This is a genomic window from Halopseudomonas yangmingensis, assembly GCF_900114825.1.
Taxonomy (GTDB): domain Bacteria; phylum Pseudomonadota; class Gammaproteobacteria; order Pseudomonadales; family Pseudomonadaceae; genus Halopseudomonas; species Halopseudomonas yangmingensis.
On sequence record NZ_FOUI01000003.1, the window covers coordinates 111,213 to 130,905 of the forward strand.

15 protein-coding genes are annotated in these 19,693 nt (G+C 60.4%); 7 read left to right on the plus strand and 8 right to left on the minus strand.

Annotated elements, in window-relative coordinates:
- From eno to BMZ23_RS04675, 4 genes are read left to right on the plus strand one after another with little or no spacing between them, the layout of a single operon-like run.
- A complete protein-coding gene (eno, locus tag BMZ23_RS04660; RefSeq protein WP_093473408.1) occupies nt 1-1,290 on the plus strand; it encodes a phosphopyruvate hydratase in 1,290 nt (429 codons plus the stop codon).
- A gap of 58 nt (nt 1,291-1,348) precedes the next feature.
- A complete protein-coding gene (gene ftsB / locus BMZ23_RS04665; protein ID WP_093473411.1) occupies nt 1,349-1,621 on the plus strand; it encodes a cell division protein FtsB in 273 nt (90 codons plus the stop codon).
- Nucleotides 1,618-2,310 (plus strand): 2-C-methyl-D-erythritol 4-phosphate cytidylyltransferase, encoded by a 693-nt coding sequence (gene ispD, locus BMZ23_RS04670; RefSeq protein WP_093473414.1) that lies wholly within the window; start codon nt 1,618-1,620, stop codon nt 2,308-2,310. Before ftsB ends, ispD begins: the two co-directional genes overlap by 4 nt.
- A gap of 42 nt (nt 2,311-2,352) precedes the next feature.
- Entirely contained in the window at nt 2,353-3,531 is a 1,179-nt protein-coding gene (locus BMZ23_RS04675; protein WP_093473419.1) for a trans-sulfuration enzyme family protein, read from the plus strand.
- Between the two features lie 9 nt (nt 3,532-3,540).
- Here BMZ23_RS04675 and BMZ23_RS04680 read toward each other — a convergent pair whose 3' ends face one another.
- From BMZ23_RS04680 to BMZ23_RS04700, 5 genes are all read right to left on the minus strand, one after another.
- Complete coding sequence (locus BMZ23_RS04680) at nt 3,541-4,857, minus strand: ferredoxin reductase family protein (protein WP_093473421.1); 1,317 nt, start codon at nt 4,855-4,857, stop codon at nt 3,541-3,543.
- A gap of 117 nt (nt 4,858-4,974) precedes the next feature.
- Entirely contained in the window at nt 4,975-6,189 is a 1,215-nt protein-coding gene (locus BMZ23_RS04685) for an EAL and HDOD domain-containing protein (RefSeq protein ID WP_177197216.1), read from the minus strand.
- Between the two features lie 150 nt (nt 6,190-6,339).
- A complete protein-coding gene (gene mscL / locus BMZ23_RS04690; RefSeq protein ID WP_093473424.1) occupies nt 6,340-6,750 on the minus strand; it encodes a large-conductance mechanosensitive channel protein MscL in 411 nt (136 codons plus the stop codon).
- 86 nt (nt 6,751-6,836) lie between these two features.
- Nucleotides 6,837-8,291, minus strand: a complete 1,455-nt coding sequence (gene pap / locus BMZ23_RS04695; protein ID WP_093473426.1) for a polyphosphate:AMP phosphotransferase — start codon at nt 8,289-8,291, stop codon at nt 6,837-6,839.
- Nucleotides 8,284-9,051: an EAL domain-containing protein gene (locus BMZ23_RS04700; RefSeq protein WP_218143565.1), complete on the minus strand. Its 768-nt coding sequence runs from the start codon at nt 9,049-9,051 to the stop codon at nt 8,284-8,286. The genes pap and BMZ23_RS04700 overlap by 8 nt, the downstream gene beginning before the upstream one ends.
- Before the next feature lie 114 nt (nt 9,052-9,165).
- Here BMZ23_RS04700 and radA point away from each other — a divergent pair, with 114 nt between their 5' ends.
- Nucleotides 9,166-10,539, plus strand: a complete 1,374-nt coding sequence (gene radA / locus BMZ23_RS04705; RefSeq protein WP_093473663.1) for a DNA repair protein RadA — start codon at nt 9,166-9,168, stop codon at nt 10,537-10,539.
- Here radA and BMZ23_RS04710 read toward each other — a convergent pair whose 3' ends face one another.
- The 3 genes from BMZ23_RS04710 to ettA form a co-directional block, all read right to left on the minus strand.
- Complete coding sequence (locus BMZ23_RS04710; protein ID WP_093473428.1) at nt 10,540-10,896, minus strand: PilZ domain-containing protein; 357 nt, start codon at nt 10,894-10,896, stop codon at nt 10,540-10,542.
- A gap of 77 nt (nt 10,897-10,973) precedes the next feature.
- On the minus strand, nt 10,974-12,311 hold the full coding sequence (gene gdhA / locus BMZ23_RS04715; protein WP_093473430.1) for an NADP-specific glutamate dehydrogenase: 1,338 nt from the start codon (nt 12,309-12,311) through the stop codon (nt 10,974-10,976).
- Nucleotides 12,312-12,592: 281 nt separating this feature from the next.
- Nucleotides 12,593-14,257 (minus strand): energy-dependent translational throttle protein EttA, encoded by a 1,665-nt coding sequence (ettA, locus tag BMZ23_RS04720; protein ID WP_093473432.1) that lies wholly within the window; start codon nt 14,255-14,257, stop codon nt 12,593-12,595.
- Between the two features lie 318 nt (nt 14,258-14,575).
- Between ettA and BMZ23_RS04725 the strand changes: the two genes are divergently transcribed.
- Together BMZ23_RS04725 and glyA are read left to right on the plus strand one after the other, a co-directional pair.
- Nucleotides 14,576-18,301, plus strand: coding sequence for a sensor domain-containing protein (locus BMZ23_RS04725; protein WP_177197217.1), 3,726 nt, complete (start codon nt 14,576-14,578; stop codon nt 18,299-18,301).
- Nucleotides 18,302-18,387: 86 nt separating this feature from the next.
- Nucleotides 18,388-19,644, plus strand: a complete 1,257-nt coding sequence (glyA, locus tag BMZ23_RS04730) for a serine hydroxymethyltransferase (protein WP_093473436.1) — start codon at nt 18,388-18,390, stop codon at nt 19,642-19,644.
- The last annotated feature ends 49 nt before the right edge of the window (nt 19,645-19,693 follow it).

The following is a 19,693-nucleotide window of genomic DNA, read 5'->3' on the forward strand; positions in this document are numbered from 1 at the left end:
ATGGCCAAGATCATTGATATCAAGGGACGTGAAGTTCTCGATTCCCGCGGTAATCCGACTGTTGAAGCCGACGTCATCCTTGAGGGCGGCATTATTGGTAGCGCCTGCGCACCCTCCGGTGCCTCCACCGGTTCGCGTGAAGCCCTGGAGCTACGCGACGGTGACAAGAGCCGCTATCTGGGCAAGGGCGTGCTGAAGGCGGTGGCCAACGTCAATGGTCCGATCCGTGAATTGCTGGTGGGCCGCGATGCCACCGACCAGCGCGCCCTGGATCTGGCGATGATCGAACTGGATGGCACAGAGAACAAGGCCACTTTGGGTGCCAACGCGATCCTTGCAGTTTCGCTGGCTGCGGCCAAGGCTGCCGCCCAGGCCAAGGGCATGCCACTGTATGCCCACATTGCCGAGCTGAACGGCACCCCCGGCGTGTACTCGATGCCGGTGCCGATGATGAACATCATCAACGGCGGTGAGCATGCCGACAACAACGTCGATATCCAGGAGTTCATGGTGCAGCCGGTTGGCGCCAAGACCTTTGCCGACGCACTGCGTATGGGCGCGGAAATCTTCCATCACCTGAAGGCCGTACTCAAGGCCCGCGGTCTGAATACCGCAGTGGGTGACGAGGGTGGCTTCGCCCCCAACCTGAGTTCCAACGAGGATGCCTTGGGCGCCATCGCCGAGGCCGTGGCCAATGCCGGTTACACCCTGGGTGACGACGTGACCCTGGCGCTGGACTGCGCCTCCAGCGAGTTCTACAAGGACGGCAACTACGATCTGGCTGGTGAAGGCAAGGTGTTTGATGCCAGCGGTTTTGCCGATTACCTGGCCGGTCTGAGCCAGCGCTACCCGATCATCTCGATCGAGGACGGCATGGACGAGTCTGACTGGGCCGGCTGGAAAGTGCTGACCGACAAGATCGGTGCCAAGGTGCAACTGGTGGGCGACGACCTGTTCGTCACCAACACCAAAATCCTCAAGCGCGGCATCGACGAGCAGATCGGCAACTCGATCCTGATCAAGTTCAACCAGATCGGCTCGCTGACCGAAACCCTGGAAGCCATCCAGATGGCCAAGGCGGCTGGTTTCACCGCTGTTATCTCGCACCGCAGCGGCGAGACCGAGGACAGCACCATCGCCGATCTGGCCGTAGGCACCGCCGCTGGCCAGATCAAGACCGGCTCGCTGTGCCGCTCGGACCGCGTTTCCAAGTACAACCAGCTGCTGCGTATCGAAGAACAGCTGGGCGCCAAGGCGCCGTACAAGGGTCGTGCCGAGTTCCGCGGCTGATGCCCCGGCCCCCTTGCAGCAGTGCGAGGGGGCATTCTGACCCCACAGGCACCCGACCGTGAAATGGCTCTGGATAGTCACGCTGGCCCTGCTGGCCGGCCTGCAGTATCGTCTGTGGATCGGCGAGGGCAGCCTTGCCCACGTGGCGCAGCTGAAACAGCAGATCGCCGAGCAGCGCCAGGAAAACGAGCAGCTCGAAGAGCGTAACCGGGTGCTGGCGGCGGAAGTCGTTGAACTCAAGCAGGGTCTGGAAACCGTTGAGGAGCGTGCCCGCCACGAGCTGGGGATGATCCGCGATGGCGAGACGCTGTTCCAGCTGAGTAACGAATGAGCCTGCCGTTCTGGGTGGTAATACCGGCGGCCGGGGTCGGCGCACGGATGGCCGCTGACCGTCCCAAACAATACCTTGAGGTGGCCGGGCGCTGCCTGATCGAATATACCCTCGACTGCTTTCTCACGCATCCCGACCTGCGCGGGCTGGTGGTCTGTCTGGCTGCTGATGATCCCTACTGGCCGCAGTTGCCCTGTGCCAAGGATCCACGCATTCAGCGTGCCGCAGGCGGTGCCGAGCGTGCCGACTCAGTGCTTTCCGGTTTGCAGCGCCTGCGCGGGCTGGGCGCCGCCGAGCAGGACTGGGTGCTAGTACATGATGCGGCACGGCCGAATCTGGCGCACAGCGATCTGCAGCGCTTGCTGCAGCAGTTGGCTGAGGATCCGGTCGGAGGCCTGCTTGCGGTGCCGGTGCGCGACACCCTGAAGCGTGCCGGGGCCGATGGCCGGGTACTGGACACCCCGGATCGCAGCTGCTTTTGGCAGGCTTTCACGCCACAGATGTTTCGTCTTGGCCCGTTGCAACAGGCGCTGTCCGCCGCCCTGGCCGCCGGTGTGCGGATTACCGATGAAGCCAGTGCGCTGGAATGGACCGGGCAGTCACCGCGCCTGGTGGAAGGCCGGGCCGATAACCTGAAAATCACCCGTCCCGAGGATCTGCAGTGGTTTGCTGCCCTGCACGGGCAATGAACGGGCTGCGGTCTCCTGTTTCTATCAGCCAGCGGAGGCAGCATGACTGACAAGCCCGTATCCCCGGCCACCCGCTGCATTCATCCGCAGGAGCCGCGTGACCCGCACGGCGCCCTGCGTTTGCCGCTCTACAACACCACCGCCTTCCGGCATGACAGTACCGCCGATCTGCTGGATGTGGTCGAGGGGCGAAAGCCCGGCTGCATCTATACCCGCTTTGGTGGCAATCCCAACATCGTCTCGGTTGAACAGACCCTGGCAGCGCTTGAGCAGGCCGAACAGGGTGTGCTGTTCAGCGCCGGCATGGCGGCCATCAGCAGTCTGTTCTTTGCCCACGGCCAGCAGGGGGTGCTGTGTATCGGCGACCTGTACGGCGGCACCCAGGACTTCCTGCAACGTCAGGGCGTTGCGCTGGGTATTCGCCACCGCCTGTTAGCCGCTGAACAGTTGGAGCAGCTTGAGCAGGTGCTGGCCGAGGGCTACCGGTTGGTGTACTTCGAGACACCGGCAAACCCGACCCTGGCGCTGCTGGACATTGCCGCTATCAGCCGCCGGGCGCAGGCCTGCGGCGCGTTGGTGGCGATCGACAATACCTTCGCCACACCGGTCAACCAGCAGCCACTGACCCTCGGCGCCGACCTGGTGCTGCACAGCGCCAGCAAGTACCTGGGCGGGCACAGTGACCTGACCGCCGGTGTGGTGCTGGGACGCGCCGAACTGCTGGCGCCACTGGCCGACTGGCGTCGGGCGCTGGGCCAGATGCCGGCGCCCGAGACCGCCGTGCTGCTGGCGCGCAGCTTGAGTACCCTGGTGCCCAGGGTGCGTCTGCACAATGCCAATGCACTGGCCGTGGCCATGGCGCTGCAGGGTCACCCACGGATACGCCAGGTCTGCTATCCCGGACTTCCAGACTTCCCCGGGCATGCGCTGGCCTGCCGGCAGATGTCCGGTTTTGGCGGCATGCTGAGCATCGAATTGGAGAGTGGTGAAGCCGCGCGGCAAGTGGCCGAGGCGCTGCAGTTGTTCCTGCTGGCGCCGAGCCTGGGCGGCGTCGAGAGTCTGGTGACACAACCCTGTACCACCAGCCACCATGATATGCCAGCCGATGAGCGCCGGCGCCGTGGCATCAGCGACGGTCTGTTGCGGCTGTCAGTTGGCCTTGAGGAGGCCGGTGATCTGATTGCCGACCTGCTGCAGGCGCTGCAGCAACTGGATGGCTGAGCGACAGCCTCAGCGCATCTCGAACAACTCGGCATGGAAGCGCCCGCGGCTGCCTTCGTCACGCAACTGCCGGCGCAGCAACTGGCCAAATCCGCTGGGGCCGCAGAACCAAAGACTGGCGGCTTGGCTGCCTGGCACCTGTTGCCGGATCGTCGGCAGGTCCAGCTTGGTCTGTAGCCGGGTATCCAGCACCTGCAATTGTACGCCAGCCTCTGTTGCCTGTTGCTGCAGTCTGTTGATAAAGCCCTGATCCGGCATATTGGTGCAATAGAACAGCGTCACCTGACGCCCGTCGGGTTGCGCCGCCAGTGCCCGCAGACGGGCAATAAAGGGCACTATGCCAATGCCGCCGGCCACCCAGACCTGTGTCGGGCAGTCGTCATTAAAGTCAAAGCAGCCATAGGGGCCTTCGACCACAGCCAGATCACCGTTACGCAGGCTGTCCGGCAATGTGTTGGTGTAATCCCCAAGACCCTTGATCAGAAAGCGCAGCTGGCCATCGCCTTGCCAGGCCGAGGCAATGCTGAATGGGTGCGGCCCTTCGGCCGGATCGAAGGTGACAAAGGCAAACTGCCCGGCGCGGTGTCCGTGCCAGTCACTCAGTAGCTGCAATGCCACTCCCAGCACTCGGTTGTCCGGGTGGTACTCGAGGTTCTCGATACGGGCCACAGCCCGCCGTCCCAGACCAATACGCCCACTCAGCGAAACCAGTGCAGCCAAGCTGCCGGTCAGCAACAGCCCGGCCAGCAGCAGGCCGACCGGGGTGCTCCAGTAACTGAATTTGGCCAGCACCAGCGAATGCCAGACCAGTACCAGCCAGACCAGCCCGAGCAGCCGGTGCAGCCGGAAAAAGTGCCGGTAGGGAAAGCGCTTCCAGAGTGCCAGGGCTACCAGCAACAGCAGCGCATAGAAAGCCCACTCGCCAAGGCTTTCGGCCAACCCGCGCTGGCTGTTGAGCCAGCCATGCAGACCTTCCAGCTGCGTTTGTCCGTGGCGTTTCGGTGGCTCCAGCCAGCCCCAGCCGACTGCCCATTTCGGGCCCTTGGCCGCCAGCCAGTGCAACACCGAAAGCACCAGTGCGGCGATACCCAGCCATTTGTGCAGCCGGTACATGCGGTCCAGCCCACTCAGTGGCCGCTCCAGCCAGCGGGGCCGAATTGCCAGCAGCAGCGCCGCGGCCATGCAGCTGAGTGCAAGCAGGCCGGTCAGCTGCACCACTGAACCACGCAGGGCAAAGAACCCCTGCCCCTGGATCTGCTCGAAGGGCAGCCAGAGCAACACAGGCAGGCCAATGATCAACCACAAGGACAAGCGAATAGCGCGCATTGCAAGGCATCCATCAACAATGACCGGCTTGTATTGGACGGTTTTTTAACAGGACAGGCCATGATGCGCATCAATCCTGGCTTATCTGTCACCTAAAGGCCGTCAGACAGCATATGCTCAGAGGCTGCCCAGCAGCCGGTTAGCCCAGCTGGCCGAAACCAGATAGCTGTGATTGACCCGTTCCAGCAGACTGGCGGACAAACGGTTCGCCAGTCCCTGTTCGTGCGTTAGCACCAGCTTGAGGATCTTGCCCAGTTTGCCGGTTTGTTGCAGGACGGCAGTACGTATTTCGGCACTAAGCGATGCGCTCTGCAGCAAGCTTGGCAGATCATCATCGAGCAGTTGGTCAAGCATCGAAAAAGCACCTACTGTGAACGCCGCATGTGGGTCTGCATCAGTCAACGAGCCGGCCAGGTCTTCACACATAGCGGCACGAATCAGCAGGTTCGGCAGCATCAGCAGGCTGGCGGGGCCGTTTTGGGCCAGCATCAGGGTAAGCACCAGGCTGCGAAGACGCAGAGTGCCGAGCAATTGCAATGCCTGGCGAATGCTGGATATCTCCCGCGAGCGACGAAAGGCTGCCGAGTTGCTCAGACGCAGCAGGGAGATACAGAGTTGTGGATCTTGAACCAGCAGACGTTCCAGCTGTTGCAGATCGGGGGTTTCCTGATAGAGGGCGGATAGCAGCTGGATCTGGGCTGAGTGGTTGCTGGCGCGTTTGCGCTGGCTGTCTCCCTGAACCTGCGGGCGAGCGTAAAAATAGCCTTGAAACAGCGAGAAACCCAGATCGCGGCAACGCTCGAACAGCTCAGGCTGCTCAACTTTTTCTGCCAGCAGTGTGACGCCATGATCGCGGATTTCGGGAAGCCAGTTTTCCCAGCCTGGTTGCAGCATGTCGAGCTTGACGATATCGGCATGGGCCAGCAGGGGCCGGCTTTGATCATCCAGGCAGAAATCATCCAGCGCGATACGGAAGCCGGCGGTACGCAAGCGTTGCAGGGATTCCAGTAGCGGCTGGTCGACACTGATGTTTTCCAGCACCTCGATAACCAGCTGCTCGCTGCCGGCGGGTAGCAGGTCAGGGTCCAGCAGCCACTCACGGGGTGCATTGAAGTAAAGGTCACGTTGACCGACCAGCGCTTCCAGGCCGATTTCGTGGAATGCGGTATTCCAAACTCTGGCAGAGCTGGTAACGGGATTGTCAATAATCGCCTGGCTTGCACCGGCATGGCTGCGATACAGCATTTCGTCGGCCACATGCCGTAACTGTGCATCGCAGATAGGCTGCAGGGCAATGCAGTAGGCCGAATCGGGAGTATTACTGGTGTTCATAGAAATGCCCGCATCCGTCTGCTGGCCGGCCACCATGGCCCGCTCATCCCTGCGGCAATCATAGCAGTTTGTCCAGCAGCCGTAGTGAGTGCGTCAGAATGCCACCCGGTGCCCTGATCCAAGGGGGTCAGGGCACCGGGGTTCTCTGGCTCAGCCGTTGCGCTGCTTGAGCAGGTCGCGGATTTCGCCGAGCAGTTGCTCCTCGTTGCTCGGGCCAGGCGGCGGTGCTGGCGGTGCGGCTTCTTCCTTGCGCTTGAGGCTGTTCATGACCTTGATGGCAATGAAGATGGCCCAGGCAATGATCAGGAAGTCCACCAGCGTCTGGATGAAAATGCCGTAGTCCAGCGTGACTGCAGCCAGTTCGCCCTCGGCTTCCTTGAGGATCACACGCAAGTCGCTGAAGTCGACGCCGCCGATCAGTAGCCCCAGCGGCGGCATGATGATATTGGCGACGAAGCTCGATACCACCTTGCCGAAGGCAGCACCGATTATGATGCCCACGGCCATGTCGATGACATTGCCGCGCATGGCGAACGCCTTGAATTCATCCAGAAGTTTCATCGGGTTATCCTTGTTGATCAACACCACATGGTGTGCAGACGATCATAGCCGTTTTCGGATAAATGCAACCAATTATTTCCGGGTGTTTATTCAAGCGCCCTGGCCAGTTGCCGGCAGAGAATTTTCAGGGTTTCGATGCGTGCATGCCGCTTGTCCTCGGAAACCACCAGATGCCATGGGACGTCAACGCTGGAAGTATTCTCCAGCATGTCATTCATCGCCTCGACATAGGCGGGCCAGCGCTTGCGGTTGCGCCAGTCTTCCTCGGTCAGCTTGTAGCGCTTCACGGCGGAGTCTTCGCGTTCCTGGAAGCGCTTGAGCTGTTCTTCTTCACTGATTGCCAGCCAGAACTTGATCACCAGGGTGCCGCTGTCACTGAGCTGGCGCTCGAAGTCGTTGATTTCACCATAGGCGCGTTGCCAGTCCGCATCGCTGCAGAAGCCCTCGACCCGCTCTACCAGCACCCGGCCGTAATAGCTGCGATCGAATACCACGACATTGCCGGGGGCCGGTATGCGTCGCCAGAAACGCCACAGGTAGGGCATGCGCCGTTCTTCGTCGGTCGGTGCTCGGGTACCGTGTACGCGTAGCAGGCGCGGGTCGATGCATTGGGTGATCCGGCGGATGGTGCCGCCCTTGCCGGCGGCATCGCTGCCTTCGAACACCAGCAACAGGCTGCGCCGGGCAAATCGCGGGTGTTGCATCAGGTTGCGCAGGCGGGTTTGCCAGTATTGCAGTTGGCGCTGGTATTCTGCCTTGTCCAGCGTTTGCTGGTAATCCAGTTGCTGCAGCCGATTGTCGACGGCACTGCGCCATGTTGCAGGCACGGGCTCGGCAGCCTTTGATTGCAGGTGGTGCTGGATGGTCTGCAGTACCAGTTGGCCAATCTCCATGTCTCGCTGATGCGGGTCGCTGGCGGATACCCTGACCCAGGGCGCGCGCTCGGTGGATGTCAGCTCGCTCATCAGACGGGCGCCGGCACGTACCTTTTCATAGTCGGCGGCGCTGAAATCACCCCACTCGCGCATTGCCACCGTTTGCCGAAGCAGTGCCGGTGCTGGCGGTTGGTGCTTGTCCTGCTGGTCGTCGGTCAGGTGCAGCCAGATTTTCAGTACAGCAGCACCGCCATCGCAGAGCAGCTGTTCAAAACGCGCTATGTCCTGCATCTGTGACTGGAAACGGTTGTTGCTCAGCTTGCCACGACTCAGCTGCATCAGCGGCTGGTGATACCAGGAGCCAAGATAGAAACCCAGCTCGCCGCTGGGCGGCAGGGTGCGCCAGTAGCGCCACAGTCGCGGCATGCGTCGCTCGATACCTTGCGGCAGACTAAAGGCACGGGTGTGCAGGTAACGATTGTCCAGCCACTCATAAAAGCTGTGGATGACCTCAGCCTTGCCGGCGAAGTCGTTGCCGCTGATCAGCAGCAGCACCGGCCCCTTTTGCTGGCGATTCAGCTCGAACTGGGCTTCCAGCAGTTCCTCGCGCAGCTGCTCGCGTTCGGCCTTGCGTTGTTTGTTGGATGCCTTGTCTTCCTCAGTCATCGGCGGCTGGCCAGGCTACCGGTGGGACTTGCTCGAAGGCCGGTTTGGCAAACAGGTAGCCCTGCATCAGATAGATACCCTGGTCGCGCAGAAAATCCAGTTCCTCGACGGTTTCGATGCCCTCGGCGATCACTTCGATGTCAAGGGTGCGACACACGCCGAGAATGCCCAAGAGAATCGCCTGGCGTACCCGATCCTTGTGGATGTCACGAATCAGCGCCATGTCCAGCTTGATGATGTCCGGCTGGAACTCGGCCAGCAGATTTAGCCCGGAATAGCCGGCGCCGAAATCATCGATGGCGGTCTTGAAGCCCTGCCGGCGGTATTCCTCGATGATGTTTTTCAGGTGCTGCTTGTCGACCAGTTTCTCGTTTTCGGTGATCTCGAAGATCAGACGGCTGGTCGGGAAGTTGAAGCGGCGGGCTGCCTCCAGGGTGGCACGGATGCAAGTGGCGGCCTGATACACCGCATTCGGCAGGAAGTTGATACTGACATGGCTATCAATGCCCAGTTGCGCGGCCAGCTCCACCGCCTTGACGCGGCAGGATTGGTCGAACTTGTAGCGGTTATCAGCGTTGACCTGTGCCAGAATGCTCGCCGCGCCACTGCCATCGGTACCCCGTACCAGTGCCTCGCAGGCAAACAGACTGTTGTCGCGCAGGTCAATGATCGGCTGGAACGCCATGCTGAATTCGAAGCCGAGCGGCTCACTGCTCTGGCAAGCGCTGCAGGGTGGAATGTTGAGATCTTCTGGAGTCATCAGTGGAGATTCCCGAGGGCAAAATAGTGGCTGCAGTATAGATCAAAGCGAATGCTGTCATCAGGCAATCATGGCTATGAATATGGTTGCCGTTTTCTATTGGAAGCACAGGGCATGGCCAGACAGAAACGACTCTACGGTTGCACGGAATGCGGGGCCACTTTCAGCAAATGGGCGGGTCAGTGCAGTGAATGCCAGGCCTGGAACACGCTGGTGGAAACAGTCGTTGACCTTACGCCGACTGGCGGTAGTCCGGGAGCCCGGGCCGCCGGCTGGACAGGCCAGCAAGCCACAGTGAAGACCCTCGCCGAAGTGTCCACCGAGGAAATGCCACGTCAGCCGAGCGGCTCGTCGGAGCTGGATCGGGTGCTCGGCGGTGGTCTGGTGGCCGGCTCGGTGGTGCTGATTGGCGGTGATCCCGGGATCGGCAAGTCAACCATCCTTCTGCAGACCCTGTGTCGCCTGGCGCAGACGATGCCGGCACTGTATGTCACCGGAGAGGAATCGCAGCAGCAGGTGGCAATGCGCGCCCGACGGCTGGGGCTGCCGGAGGATAGCTTGAAGGTGATGACCGAGACCTGTATCGAGTCGATCATCGCCACCGCCCGGCAGGAACAGCCGAAGGTGATGGTGGTGGACTCGATCCAGACCATCTTTACCGAGCAGTTGCAATCGGCACCCGGCGGGGTGGCCCAGGTACGCGAGAGTGCCGCGCTGCTGGTGCGTTATGCCAAGCAGAGTGGCACGGCAATCTTTCTGGTCGGGCATGTGACCAAGGAGGGCGCGCTGGCCGGCCCGCGGGTACTCGAGCACATGGTTGATACCGTGTTGTATTTCGAGGGCGAGTCGGACGGCCGGCTACGGCTGTTGCGGGCGGTGAAAAACCGTTTTGGCGCAGTCAACGAGCTGGGCGTATTCGCCATGACCGACAAGGGTCTCAAGGAGGTCGCCAACCCTTCGGCGATCTTCCTGTCGCGCTATGAAACGCCGATTCCCGGCAGCGTGGTGATGTCCACCTGGGAAGGGTCGCGGCCGATGCTGGTGGAGGTGCAGGCGCTGGTCGACAGCAGTCATCTGGGCAATCCGCGGCGGGTGACTCTGGGTCTTGATCAGAACCGACTGGCGATGCTGCTGGCGGTGCTGCACCGGCATGGCGGGGTGGCGACTTACGACCAGGATGTGTTCGTCAACGTGGTCGGCGGGGTCAAGGTGCTGGAAACCGCCTCGGATCTGGCGTTGCTGGCGGCGGTGATGTCGAGCCTGCGCAGCCGGCCGCTGCCGATGGATCTGATGGTGTTTGGCGAGCTAGGGCTGTCCGGCGAGATACGCCCGGTACCAAGTGGTCAGGAGCGTCTGAAGGAGGCTGCCAAGCACGGCTTCAAGCGCGCTATAGTGCCGGCGGCGAATGCGCCCAAGGAGGCGCCGAAGGGCATGACGGTGGTGCCGGTTACCAGGCTGGATCAGGCGCTGTCGGCGATCTTCGAGTAGCTACAGCAGTGCGCCCAGTTCACGCTCCAGCAGGGCTTCATCACCGAGGTTGAGGGCAACCAGACGACGCAGGTGGCTGATCGAATCGAGGTCGATGTGTTCGCAGAGAAAACCGAGCATGTCGTCTTCGGCGTGTGCCAGGCGGATTTGCATAACAATCTGGCAGCCGGGAGACAGCTCTATTCGTGCTTCCACAAGAGCTTTGCCGTAAGCAGGGTTCCAGTCGGCCGGCCGGATAACCAGCAGGCCGCGCAGGGAAATGTCGAGCAGGCGAGCCTGGCAATGCCAGTTGTCGCCAGACAGCATGACGGGGGCATCAAAGGGGATGCGACTGAAACGGCGTCGATCGTCACTCATCTGCCTGTGCTCCTGTGCAATCGGTTAGTGACTGATCTGCACTATAGCGCCTTTTACCCGTCTTTACTGCCCGGTTATCAAACGATGCCCTGGGCCAGCATGGCGTCGGCAACCTTGACGAAGCCGGCGATGTTGGCGCCCTTGACGTAGTTGATGAAGCCGTCTTCTTCCTTGCCGTAGCGCTCGCAGGCGGCATGGATCGACTGCATGATGCTGTGCAGTTTTTCGTCCACTTCACCGGCTGTCCACAGCATGCGCATGGCGTTCTGGCTCATCTCCAGGCCGCTGACGGCAACACCGCCGGCGTTGGCTGCCTTGCCCGGCGCAAACAGGATGCGCTTCTCGATAAATACATCGACGGCTTCCAGGGTCGACGGCATGTTGGCGCCCTCGGCGACACAGAAGCATCCATTGGCGACCAGGGTTTTGGCGTCCTGTTCGTTCAGTTCGTTCTGGGTGGCGCAGGGCAGGGCGATGTCGCAGGCCAGGTGCCACGGCGTCTTGCCGGCCTGGAACTCGGCGTTGTCGCCGGTCATTTCCTGCAGGCGGCCGCGCTTTTCATTCTTCAGTTCCATCAACTGATGCCACTGCTGTTCGCTCATGCCCTGCGGGAAGTACAGGGTGCCGCCGGAGTCGGATACCGAGATAACCAGACCGCCCAGTTCCATGACTTTCTGCGCGGCATACTGGGCTACGTTGCCCGAGCCGGAGATGGTTACGCGCTTGCCATTGAAGCTGTCGCCGCGTTCCTTGAGCATTTCCTCGGCGAAGTACACGCAGCCGTAGCCGGTAGCTTCCGGGCGGATCAGGCTGCCGCCGTAGGTCATGCCCTTGCCGGTGAGTACCGAGGTGAACTCGTTGCGCAGACGCTTGTACTGGCCATACATGTAACCGATTTCGCGGCCGCCGACACCGATATCACCAGCCGGAACGTCAAGGTCAGCACCGATATGGCGCGACAATTCGGTCATGAACGACTGGCAGAAGCGCATTACTTCGGCATCGCTCTTGCCTTTCGGGTCGAAGTCGGAGCCGCCCTTGCCACCGCCCATCGGCAGGGTGGTCAGAGCATTCTTGAAGACCTGCTCGAAGGCCAGAAACTTGAGCACACCGAGGTTGACCGACGGATGGAAGCGCAGGCCGCCCTTGTAGGGGCCAATGGCGCTGCTCATCTGTACGCGGTAGCCGCGGTTGACGTGTACCTGACCTTTGTCATCGACCCACGGCACGCGGAACAGAATGACCCGCTCGGGCTCGACCAGGCGCTCGATGATGCCGCTTTTCAGGTACTTGGGGTTGGCTTCGAGGAACGGCCACAGACTGGACAGGACCTCTTCGGCCGCCTGATGGAATTCAGGCTGGTCCGGGTCACGCAGTTTCAGATGAGCGAGGCAGGCGCCAAGTGTATCGGTCATTTGGATAGGTCTCTTTTTTGCAAGTTTGCGACGAATTGGCGCAACTCTAACAGAGGATTTGTTGCTTCGAAATAGTGCTTGACAAAAAAATGAGCGCACAAATCTGGTGCGGGCTTGGAAATTGCAGGCTTTGCGGGGGTTTTAGCGGGTGTGACACAAAGTCGCGAAGCAAGAAAAACAGGTGTCGCACTTTTATGGTGCAATGTCGCCTGTGTGAAAAATGCCGTGCGTTAAGGTTTTGGTCATGGCTGCGCCCCATCATGGGGCGCAGCTTGTCAGGCTCAGGCAAGCTTTTTGTAGCGTACCCGGTGCGGCTGGGCAGCGGCTTCACCGAGTCGCTTGCGGCGGTCTTCCTCGAACTCGGTGTAGTTGCCCTCGAAGAAGGTCACCTGGCCATCATCCTCGTAGGACAGGATGTGGGTGGCAATACGGTCGAGGAACCAGCGGTCGTGGGAGATCACGATGGCCGAGCCGGGGAAGTCCAGCAGCGCCTCTTCCAGGGCGCGCAGGGTCTCCACGTCAAGGTCGTTGGAGGGTTCGTCGAGCAGCAGCACGTTGGCGCCCTGTTTCAGGGTCAGCGCCAGGTGCAGGCGACCACGCTCACCACCGGACAGGTCCTTGACGAACTTCTGCTGGTCGGCGCCCTTGAAGTTGAAGCGTCCGACATAGCCGCGTGAGGGCACTTCGTAACCACCGACCTTGATCATGTCGAAGCCGTCGGATACCTGCTGCCAGACGGTCTTGCTGCCGTCGAGGTTATCCCGGCTCTGGTCGACACTGGCTACCTGTACGGTATCACCGATGACGATGTTGCCAGTGTCAGGCTGCTCCTTGCCGGTGATCATGCGCAGCAGGGTCGACTTGCCGGCGCCGTTGCCACCGATCACCCCGACAATCGCACCCTTGGGTACGCTGAACGTCAGGTTGTCGATCAGCACGCGGTCGCCAAAGGACTTGCACACGTTGTGGAACTCGATGACCTTGTCGCCCAGGCGCGGACCGGCCGGTATATAGATTTCGTTGGTTTCGCTGCGCTTCTGGAACTCCTGCGACTGCATTTCCTCGAAGCGTGCCAGACGCGCCTTGGATTTGGCCTGGCGAGCCTTGGCACCCTTGCGTACCCATTCCAGTTCGGCCTTCATTGCCTTGCTGTGGGCTGCTTCCTGCTTGGCTTCCTGGTCCAGGCGTGCGGCCTTGGATTCCAGCCACTGCGAGTAGTTGCCCTCGAACGGAATGCCGTGGCCGCGGTCCAGTTCGAGGATCCAGCCGGCCACATTGTCGAGGAAGTAGCGGTCGTGGGTGATCGCTACCACGGTGCCGGGGAAGTCGTGCAGGAAGCGCTCCAGCCAGGCTACCGAATCGGCATCCAGGTGGTTGGTCGGTTCGTCCAGCAGCAGCATGTCCGGGGCCGACAGTAGCAGGCGGCAGAGCGCCACGCGGCGCTTCTCGCCGCCAGACAGGTGTTCGATCTGCGCATCCCACGGCGGCAGGCGCAGCGCATCGGCAGCGACTTCCAGCTGACGCTCTAGGTTGTGGCCATCGGCAGCCTGCAGAATTGCCTCCAGTTTGGCTTGCTCGGCGGCCAGTGCATCAAAATCGGCGTCAGGCTCGGCGTAGGCGGCGTACACCTGATCCAGGCGCGCCTGGGCGTCCTTGATCTCGCCGACAGCTTCCTCGACAATCTCGCGCACTGTTTTACTCGGGTCCAGCTCAGGCTCTTGTGGCAGGTAGCCGACCTTGATGCCGGGCATAGGGCGAGCTTCGCCGTCGAACTCCTTGTCGACACCGGCCATGATGCGCAACAGGGTGGATTTACCTGCGCCGTTCAGGCCCAGTACGCCGATTTTGGCACCAGGAAAAAACGACAACGAGATGTTCTTCAGGATTTCACGCTTCGGCGGTACTACCTTGCTGAGCCGATGCATGCTGTAAACGTATTGAGCCATGGTGGCGAACCTGTATGACGAGTAAAGTAAGCAGGGATTTTCTTGCCGGATGTAACCGCCATGGGTGGCAGACGGCAAATGCCGGTTAGGCTAGCTGAACTGGCAGGCAAGGGCAAACGCTTGCCCGGACAAACTACCCGATAAGGCCAGCGTAGTATGACGGGAGCACGCAGCCCTTTGAGTACCAAACATCAAGAGCGATTGACGACAGGCTTTGAAGATTTGCCGAATACCCGGCAGATGCAGTTTCGTGCGCGTCACGGTTTAATGTTGACGCTGTGCGCCACATTATTGCTCTCATTGCTGATGGCCTGGCAGATGGCTACCGATTTGCGCCTGTTCACCGAACGCCACCAGCAGCAGATGGAGGAGAGCGTCTGGTTGCTGGCTGATCAGGCGGATGGAAGTCTGGGTGCGCGTGCACTCAGCCTGCAATTGCTGCTTGATGAGCTTGCCGTCATGACAGATGAAAAAGGCATGTTCGAGCTGGTGCAGACATTACGCCCGGAGTTACAGCAGCTGCAGCTGGTGGATGTCACTGACCCTGATCCTCTGATGACCTGGGAGTGGCTGCCGGCGGCGCGCCTGTTGGTGCTGCAAGGTTACGGTCATTATCTGGAACATTCCTTCAATGCACCGGTGCTTTACTGGCTGTTGCCCAGTCAGCGTATCGGGCATGTTTGGGTGTTGCAATTGGATGTGCGTTTCCTGGATGAACTCTTGCCCGTCCAGCCTGGGAGCGGCTTTTTGTGGATGGTTGAGGACAGTGGCAAGGGGCGTGTGCTGGTGATTCAGCAAGGTGAGTTGCTGGAGTATCCAAGGGATATGGGGCTGGATGCTGCAATGCGATCCAGGGTGCGAGTCAGCGCACCGTTGTCTGGAACGCTCTGGCAGATTCATGCGTTGGCTGACGAGCGATTTCTCGACAGCTACCGGTTGCAACTGATGCGCAGCAAGTTGGTGGTGGTGATTGGCTTTATTTTGTTGATGCTGGCCGGCATTTGGCTGATTACCTTGCTGATGCGTATCAACCGCAACCTGCAACATAGCAGCCAGCGTTCGCTGCTGAGTTTGCGTGACAGCGAGAGGCGCTACCACGATATTTTTTCCGGGGTTGGCATTGCCGTGGGTTTGCTGGATTTGCGGCGTTTGCGTGAGCTATTGGACCGTTTGCAGATCCACGATGCCGAGGCGTTGCAGCAGTGGTTGCAAGGGCATCCAGAGAGAGAGCAGCTATTGGTGAGTACCTTGCATGTTCTGGATGCCAATCCTGAGCTGCTGCAGATGCTTGGTGTTGATAGCTGTAGCCAGATTGAGGATCTGCTTCACAGCGTTCGCCCTTTGCGACCTGGTGGGGCGCGCTATCGACTGTTGTGTGCGGTGGCTGACCGCACGCAACGGCTGGAGCTGGAAACTCCGCTGCCTTCGCCCGGCGGTGGTATGCGGCATATCTGGGTGGTAATGAAGCTGCCGGAGCAGCTCGAAGATTACTCGGCTGTCACCCTCAGTATCAGTGATATCAGCACCCGTAGGCAGGTTGAGCTGACGCTGATGCAGCGTGAACAGTTCTGGAGTGAAGTGCTGCGTGAGGTGCCGGATATTCTGTATATCCAGGATCTTCAGCAACGGCGCTATACCTTCTTTAACCGCCATCTTGCCCGGGTACTTGGCTATACCGCTGAGGAGCAGAAAAAACTGCCGCAAGATTATGTGTTCCGTTTGCTGCACCCCGATGACCAGGAGTACATGACGATCAACCAGAACCTGTTGCAGGTACTGGGGGAGCGAGAGCACGAGTGGCGGGTGCGCTGGCGTCATCAGAGCGGAAGCTGGCGCTGGTTCAGTATCCGCTGCCGGATAATGTCGCGGGATGCCGGCGGAAGGCCGAAGCTGGTGATAGGCCTGGTGCGGGATATTCATCAGCATGTCGAGAGCTCTTTGCGGCTGACGACAAGCGAACAGCGCTATCGTTTGCTGGCAGAAAATATTTCTGATGTTATTTGGTCTACCGGCAGTGACTTCCGCCTGGACTATGTCAGCCCCTCGGTACGACACACGTTGGGCTATACCCCCGATCAGGTGATTGAGCGGGGCTTTGCCGATTTTGTTGCCGGTGACCGGTACCGTACCTTCATGGTTGATCTGATTCGTGAATTACGCCATCGGGTCGTTGATAACGAGGCATCTGCACGTCTGCGTCGGCATGGTTTTTATCGTGAAATCAGTTTCGACTGCGTCAAAGCCGACGGTCATCGTTGCCCCCTGGAGTTAAGGGTTTCGTTGATGTGGGATGCCTACGGTCAGTTCCTTGGTCTGCTTGGAATTGCCCGCGACATAACCGAGCAGCGGCGTACGGAAAACCGCCTGCGCATGGCGGCCACGGTGTTCGAGAACACCACAGGCGCGATCATGGTCACCGATCCGGCCGGCTATGTAGTCCAGGTCAACGAAAACTTCAGTCAGATAACCCAGTACAGCGCTGATCAGGTGGTGGACCAAAAGCCTGAAATGCTGGCCAGTAGCGTGCATGATGTGAACTGGTTTGCCGGGCTGCACGAGCAGCTCCTGAGGCAGGGGCGCTGGGAAGCGGAGTTGTGGTTGCGGCGTCGAGATGGTGAAGAGTTTCCAGCATGGACCGGTATTACTGCGGTACGTGACAGCGAAGGCGATCTGGTTAGCTACGTCTGGTTCTTTGTCGATATCAGCGAGCGCAAGGCCAGTGAGCAGCGCATCGAAAGTCTGGCCTACTACGATGTGCTGACCGGATTGCCGAATCGCTCTTTGTTCCAGGATCGGCTGGCGGCGGCGTTGCGCCAGGCAGCGCGGGACCAGAGCTGGCTGGCGGTGTTGTTTGTCGATCTGGATCGCTTCAAGCCGATCAACGACACCCTGGGGCATGCGGCCGGTGACGCCATGCTGCGCGAGGTGGCGCAGCGGCTGCAGTCCTGCGTGCGTGATACCGATACGGTTGCGCGGATGGGCGGGGACGAGTTCACCCTGTTGCTGGGGAATCTGGCTGGGCGTGACAGCGCCATGTCGGTGGCAGCGCATGTCGCGGAAAAAGTGCTGGTGGGGCTGGCGCCTTCTTTCGTATTGCAGGGCAGGGAGTGCTATATCAGCGCCAGTATCGGGATTGCGCTGTACCCTGAGGACGGCGGTAACGAGTCAGAACTGCTGCAGCATGCGGATACGGCCATGTATCACGCCAAGGGGCAGGGCAAGGATACCTTCCAGTTTTTTCATGACGGCATGAATGCCAGCGCCATGGCACGACTCAGTCTGGAGAATGATTTGCGTCGTACCCTGCAGGAGGGTGGGCTGCATCTCAACTTCCAGCCTCAGTTCAGTTGTGCCGACCGCCAGTTGACGGGTGCCGAGGTGCTGGTGCGCTGGCAGCACCCCCAGCGTGGTGCAGTATCGCCGGCGGATTTCGTGCCCATGGCCGAAGAACTCGGATTGGTCGGTGTGCTCGGTGACTGGGTGTTGGAGCGTGCATGCGCCCAGTTGGCGGAATGGCAGGCGCGGGGTCTGCACATGCCACGGCTGGCGATCAATCTGTCCGCCCGGCAGCTGGCTGACCAGCGTTTGGTGTCACAACTCCGGCAAGCGCTGCAACGCCATCAACTGGATCCGTCGCAGATCGAGCTGGAGCTTACCGAGTCAACCCTGTTAAAGGATATCGACAGTTCAAGGGATACCTTGCAGTCACTCAAAAAGCTGGGTGTCAGTCTGGCTATCGATGATTTCGGAACCGGTTATTCCTCGCTCAGTTACCTCAAGCTGTTGCCGATCGATACCCTGAAAATCGATCGCAGTTTTATTCAGGCAATGACCGCCGGTGGACGTGATGCGCAGTTGACCCAGACCATGGTCGTCATGGCTCACGGTCTGGGTGTGCGGGTTCTGGCAGAAGGTGTGGAAGACGCTGAACAGTTCGAATTGCTGGCAAGCTTTGGCTGCGACGAGGTGCAGGGGTATTGGCTGGGTCGGCCGATGCCGGCGGCAACACTGGCTGCGTTGCTGTCGCGTTCATCCGGTGAGTGAGCGCATTTCATGTGCCAGCCGCATTCGCATGAGGTAGAATGCACGCCTCATTTTTGCCTTATACCGTCCTGACAGGGGGCCGTGACATGTTCAGCCGTTCCAATGATATTGCCAGTGTTGATGCCGATCTCTGGGCTGCCATGCAGCAGGAGGCGCAGCGTCAGGAAGCGCACATCGAACTGATCGCTTCGGAAAACTACACCAGTCCGGCGGTCATGCAGGCTCAGGGCAGTGTGCTGACCAACAAGTATGCCGAAGGCTATCCGGGCAAGCGTTACTACGGCGGCTGTGAATATGTCGATATCGCCGAGCAACTGGCCATCGACCGCGCCAAGCAGCTGTTCGGTGCCGATTATGCCAACGTGCAGCCGCATGCCGGCTCCCAGGCCAATGCTGCGGTGTTCCAGGCGCTGCTGACCCCCGGCGACACCATCCTCGGCATGAGCCTGGCACACGGTGGACACCTGACCCACGGCGCCTCGGTGAACTTCTCCGGCAAGCAGTACCACGCTGTGCAGTACGGTCTGAACCCCGACACTGGCTTGATCGACTATGACGAGATCGAGCGTCTGGCCGTCGAGCACAAGCCGAAGATGATCATTGCCGGTTTCTCCGCCTACTCACAGGTGCTGGACTTTGCCCGCTTCCGTGCCATCGCCGACAAGGTTGGCGCCTGGTTGTTTGTCGACATGGCCCACGTTGCCGGTCTGGTGGCGGCCGGTGTCTACCCGAACCCGGTGCCGTTCGCCGATGTGGTTACCACCACCACCCACAAGACCCTGCGTGGTCCGCGTGGCGGCCTGATCCTGGCGCGTGCCAACGAAGAGCTGGAGAAGAAGCTCAATTCGGCGGTATTTCCCGGTGGCCAGGGTGGCCCGTTGATGCATGTGATCGCGGCCAAGGCGATCTGCTTCAAGGAAGCCCTGACTCCCGAGTTCAAGGTCTACCAGCAGCAGGTGGTGAAGAACGCCAAGGCCATGGCCGAGGTATTCATCAGCCGTGGCTTTGACGTTGTGTCTGGCGGCACCGAGAACCACCTGTTCCTGCTGTCGCTGATCAAACAGGACATTACCGGCAAGGATGCGGATGCCGCCCTTGGTCGTGCGCATATCACGGTGAACAAGAACGCCGTGCCTAACGATCCGCGTTCACCCTTCGTGACCTCGGGCCTGCGTATCGGCACTCCGGCGGTGACTACCCGCGGTTTTGTCGAGCAGGACTGCCGTGACCTGGCTGGCTGGATCTGCGATATTCTCGGGAACATGGGTGACGAGTCGGTAATCGAGCGTGTGCGTGGGCAGGTCGAGGCGATCTGTGCGCGTCATCCGGTATACCGCGACTGACAGTGCAGTGGCTGCGGCGGGTGGTCACGAGCCATTCGCCGGCTCACCC